The sequence below is a fragment of the Streptococcus sp. 1004_SSPC genome (assembly GCF_001069025.1).
GTDB classification, from domain to species: Bacteria; Bacillota; Bacilli; order Lactobacillales; family Streptococcaceae; genus Streptococcus; species Streptococcus vestibularis.
The window spans coordinates 1-5,358 of sequence record NZ_JWGQ01000047.1 but is presented as its reverse complement, the minus strand read 5'-3'; the positions used below and the strand labels follow the sequence as shown (position 1 = coordinate 5,358).

At 33.5% G+C, this 5,358-nt stretch carries 4 protein-coding genes; 2 read left to right on the top strand and 2 right to left on the bottom strand.

All coding sequences use genetic code 11. From position 1 onward, the window contains the following. Positions 1–292: 292 nt before the first annotated feature. Positions 293–1,531 carry a hypothetical protein gene (locus ADF62_RS03445; RefSeq protein ID WP_048788080.1) on the bottom strand — a complete coding sequence of 413 codons (1,239 nt, stop codon included), beginning with the start codon at positions 1,529–1,531 and terminating at the stop codon, positions 293–295. Positions 1,532–2,357: 826 nt separating this feature from the next. Between ADF62_RS03445 and ADF62_RS03440 the strand changes: the two genes are divergently transcribed. After that, a complete protein-coding gene (locus ADF62_RS03440; RefSeq protein WP_048788079.1) occupies positions 2,358–4,196 on the top strand; it encodes an SH3 domain-containing protein in 1,839 nt (612 codons plus the stop codon). 130 nt (positions 4,197–4,326) lie between these two features. Continuing rightward, complete coding sequence (locus tag ADF62_RS03435; RefSeq protein ID WP_048788078.1) at positions 4,327–4,980, top strand: DUF6287 domain-containing protein; 654 nt, start codon at positions 4,327–4,329, stop codon at positions 4,978–4,980. Between the two features lie 171 nt (positions 4,981–5,151). Here the strand turns inward: ADF62_RS03435 and ADF62_RS11250 are convergent. Continuing rightward, a partial coding sequence (locus tag ADF62_RS11250) for a hypothetical protein (RefSeq protein ID WP_204371881.1) occupies positions 5,152–5,358 on the bottom strand: 207 nt, incomplete at its 5' end.

The following is a 5,358-nucleotide window of genomic DNA, read 5'->3' as shown; positions in this document are numbered from 1 at the left end:
TATTATTTTTCTTCTTAGACATTATGTTTGAAAAAAATAGATTTTAAGAGATTTTTAAAAACCGTAATTTTGACTAAAATTTTTTAGTATGTGTTGGAGAATAAAAGTTTAATATCAGTACCATATGTAACGAAAAAAATGTGACTATAAATTTAAAAGAAGTTGAACCTATTAAACTTAAAATAAAAATGTAAACATAAAAAAAGTCCTTGCTAAATTAGCAAGGAAACTTTTATATTGGACCAACTCATATCGAGTACTCGTTAGTCACTAATCAATCTTGAAAGGTTCTCTATATCTGTTCATTCTCATATGTAAAATCTGATTCATTATCAGTTTTAGCATCATATCCAAATAGTTGTGTAGGAGGTGGATCACGTCTTTCGCCCTCTAAGTAATCTCGTTCGTGTTGTGCAAGTTTTTCATTTAATTCTGTATCATGACGAATAATATTATAACGTTCGTATTTTTTAGAACCAAATGTTTGAGACAGTTTTTGTTTAAATATATTCCAGAGGTTCTCTTTATGTTTTAAGAAATATGTTTTGAAGCAACTTTCGGCTAGATCGATACTCTCTTGCAGAATATTAATTGATTTCTTTAAAAAAGTATTCTCCTCTCTTAATTCTTTATTTTTCTTTTTAATTTTAGTAATCTCTTCGAGGTTTGCTTTTTTCATCTGAATTTCAATGTCTAACTCTTGTTTAGTTCTCAAGATTTCTGACAGCTCCTTTTTATTTTTCTCTGCTTCAGATTTAGCATTTTCAGCCCACATCTTTTTCTCCTCAATTTTTTGATCTAAGTTTTTAAGTTTTGTAGTTCGTTTGTAAAGCTCAGTGTCCAGATGGTTAGCTATTGTTTTAGATTTGCCACTTTCTTGAACTTGTAATCCATGATTCCTAGCTGTTGTTCGAAGTAGTTCGCGTTGAGCTGCTTGCCATCGAGTTTGTGCCGTTACTAAATCTTTATTTTTTTTAGATCCTGATGTGTAGTAACCCATTTCTTTGAGGGCACCTTCCTGACCGACTTGAATGCTTAAGCCTCTTTTATTTTGCCGTTTGACTAAGATGAAATCAACATGGAGATGAGGGGCAGAACCAGGCTCATCTGCATGAAAATAGGCACCGAAAACGATGGCGTTAGGATTATTTTTTTTGAATTGTTCTAAAAAATCTGTGAGAATCTTTTCTGATTCTGTGATTGTGGGATGATGGTTAACATTTCCTATTGTAAAAATCGCCTCATGGCTAGTAGCAGGATTGCGATTGGGATCACGTTTATAAGCTGAAAGTACTTTCGTATGATAGTCTATAATTTGTCTGTCAGATCGAGTTTGTTTCGCATTATAGTCAAGAACAGCCTGTCCGAAAATTTTATAATAAGCCTGTTTGATAGGCCTATCCTCTATAATTTTAAGATATCCATCTGGGTCTATATGATCCTCTGAGTTGGTTATGTTGCGATTACGAATATTATGGTCACGACTCATCTTTTTTCCAAAGTGAGCTGAAATAGTATATGCATTGTTCATAACTTTCTCCTTTATTTATTAATTATGTCTGATAAGTTGAAAATAAAAAAACAGCTTATGATGAATTTTTTAGGAGATGATGGAGACAGTCAGCAGAGTCTGACTCTATTTATAACACAATATACATAATGACAGAGTCATTATTATTGTGGTCTTGCAGACGGCTAGGATTACATCCTCTTTTTCCAAAATTATTTGGAAAAATTCACCTTTCTGTTGGCAAAGGTAAGTTATTTTTCTAAATTAAAAAAGAAATAAAAAAAGAGATTGAGAGAATCTCGCCTCTATATCTATATTTAAGTGATTGTGAAGAGGTTTTATCAATACGTCAATTGATACGTATATAAACTGGAAAGACTAGAGATATTGAGGCTTGTATGGAAAGTAGTACTAAAAGAGTAAATACTTCTCGAGAATCTATCAATATACTCTATATCATATCTTTAAAATTAGTTACTCAAGCAAAGGGAATGGACATGGTATATATTTGTCCACTGTTTGAGAGATTTTAGGGAGGTATCCTAATTGTTCTTTGTTAACACGATTTAAAGACTATCATTCTAAATAGACGCTAAAAATAAAAAATGTAACTGACTTGATATTTGTTTTCAAAGGACATATATTTTTAGAATGATAGAAAATTCCCAAAATGTCGATTGTTTAATCTAGATGATAATAATATTTATATTCCATGTAAACGAATATAATAAATTGCTAGTAATGACAATTTTTTGACTGTTTATGACTTACAACAGTTTGATAAGGATAGTCGTGCTATACTCTTTTGCATAGGAAAGAGCTATGAAAAATACAAGGAGATATTATTATGAAAAATAGTTTTTACCATGTTGCTCAACGTTTCTCAATTCGTAAGTACTCTTTTGGTGCTGCTTCTGTTCTTTTAGGAGTTTTCCTACTTTCTGGTGTACAGACTGCTCATGCTGATGAGCAAATGGCTGTTTCTGAAACAACTACAAGTATTACTAGAGATAATGGAGTTGTGTCAGATAAAGTAACTTCTTCAAATGCTGAGGTTGTCCTTTCTGAAGCTACTGTTTCAGTTTCAAAGGAAAGTTTGGTACCTGTTGAAGTACCTTCAAGTGCTGTGACTCCAGAAAAGGCAAGCGAAAGTTCTCAGCATGTTGAAAAAGTTATTGCGGATGAAACTCACAAAGTTGAAAATACTACTGAACCAATATCAACAGTAGAAGAAAAGGTTAACCTAGCGACAAATACTGATAAGTCATCTGATAAAAAAATTACTACCCCAAACATTTCAAATGAGGTAAATAAAAAAGTTGAGTCCGAGGTGCGTGAAGATAAGAAGACTGAAAAAGTTACTGTAGCAGAGAAAATTTCTGAACCAAAAGTTCCTGAAATTACAACAGATAATAAACTGTCAAAACCAAGAACTGGTTATTCGAGATTATTTAGTGTTGGAAATATCAGACGACCTATGTCAAGAAGTACTGTTATTGGAGACAACTACCCATGGCCGAATGCTGCAGTACCTTATGTTGAAGTTGATCCTTGGGGATTTTATAAACGTGAATGTGTCTCTTTTGTAGCTTACAGATTGAGTACAGTGAATGGATTTACAATTCCTTATGCTTACGGTAATGCAAATCTATGGGGCTATCGTGCTCAAAATGAAGGCTATCGTGTTGACATGAATCCGTCAGCTGGTTCGGTTGCATGGTTTACTGGGAATAAGGGATTTCATGTTGCATGGGTTGTAGGTGTAAATGGGGAAAATGTTGAGATTGAAGAATATAACTATGGTTATACAAATCGATATAATCATAGGTTTATTCCTAGAAACTCTGCAAGTGGTTACATCCATTTTAAAGACTTAAAAGGTGGAAATACACGTATTCCTGACGCTCCGACGCCAACAAATAATACGGGAAGTAGTATAGCTTCTTCAGGATCTTATCAATTTACAGAGAGAGTAAGCATTAAAGCTGAACCCAAAATATCTGCCCCAGAACTTGCCTATTATGAAGCAGGAAATACTGTCAATTATGATAAAACACTCCAAGCAGACGGTTATGTCTGGATTTCTTATCTATCATATGCAGGAAACCGTCGCTATATTCCAGTACAAAAACTTTCAACTGAGGTAAAACCAGAGGTTAAAGGAACCATTAATGTTTTAAATAAGAATGACCAGTCAGGTACCTTTGATGTTGTGATCTCAAATGTTTCAAGTAATGTTGGACTAAAAGAAGTTCAAGTTCCAATTTGGTCAGTAAAAAATGGGCAAGATGATTTGAAATGGTATAAAGCTGTTAAACAATCTGATGGTACCTATAAGACTTCTGTAAAAATTAGTGATCATAAGAATGACAGAGGAGAATATCTTATCCATCTCTATTATGTTACTGATAGTGGTAAACAAATTGGTGTAGGTGGAACAACTACAACTGTAGAAAGTGCTTCAACTACATCTAATCCTTCTAAACCATTAATTCCTAATAGTGGTGTTTATACTTTTAAAGGCTATGCAAGTATCAAAGCAGAACCAAAGATTTCTGCACCTGAGTTGGCATACTATGATGCTGGAAATACAGTGAATTATGACAGCCTTATTCAGGCAGATGGTCATTATTGGATTTCTTATTTATCATATTCAGGTGCACGTCGTTATATTGCTATTAGCTAAGACATAAAGGATAACTGTTATTAGAGGATAGCAGGAAAACATTTCTATATTACTTCATGTAACATTATTGAAATATAGAAATAAAAATGTTATATTTATGACGTAAAAAATAATTAAAGGAACATAATTTATGAAAACCACAAGTAAACTTATTGGCTCAGTTTTAGCTCTCATTATTGTTATTCTTGCTATTTTCCTAGTAACTAAGTTTAACAGCCATGAATCTGCACGAGTTGGTACAGTCAAGTCAAGTGTAAGAACGAGTCAAACAACTTCGTCAAGTTCACGTAAGACAAATAAGAAGAATAATAAATCAAGTCAAACCTCATCGTCAGTAGCTTCAAATGAAGAAAATGACAATCAGGTTTCAGCAGTAGCACCTAAAGCTTCTTCTCAAGAGCAAAATCAAACTGAAGGCTCTATACATCGTGGGCAAGTTGCTGATTCTACAGCTGGAACAGATAAGGCTAAAACTGAGAAGGGGACAGATAATAGTCAATCATCACTTAACTTCGGCGCCCTTGATAATGGTGATATTAGCTCTATTGTGGGAACTTGGACTAATGCGAGTGGTGAATCAGTTACAATTAACGCTGATGGTACAATAATTAAAAACTCAACAGGTTACACTGCTCAATTGAAGCCTCAAGGAGTTTCAGATAATACATTCAATGCATCGGTTGTATCTCAAGATGATAGTGTAGCCTTGTCCGTTGTGGCAGGAGGAGTAGGAAGCTCAGATTATCTTGTTATTGGGGCAAACGGACCATATTACCGAAACTAGTACGAAAAGATTGCTATTTATTTAGTAATCTTTTTTCTTTTACTTTTGCTTTTTTGGAAAAATAACGAAAATGTAAGTATAAGTCGGTCATTTTTTCGATTATGATGAAGAACGGACAGTTTATGATTTAAGTGGAAACAAGTCAAAAAATTTGGTTTACTAGTGTATAAGCTAGAAATATTTGGCAATATCTCTGTAAAATAAATGTAATGTATGTCGCCAAGTGTTACAATCAACCTGTAACATCAATTCGACAGAGAGAATATTTGATATGAAACGAGAAAAATTTTTAAACGAACAAAGACGTTTTTCAATAGGTGTCTGCCAAGGCTGAATTTTATGTAAATCCAGGGGATAGCGTCTTTTACGATCAAGTTG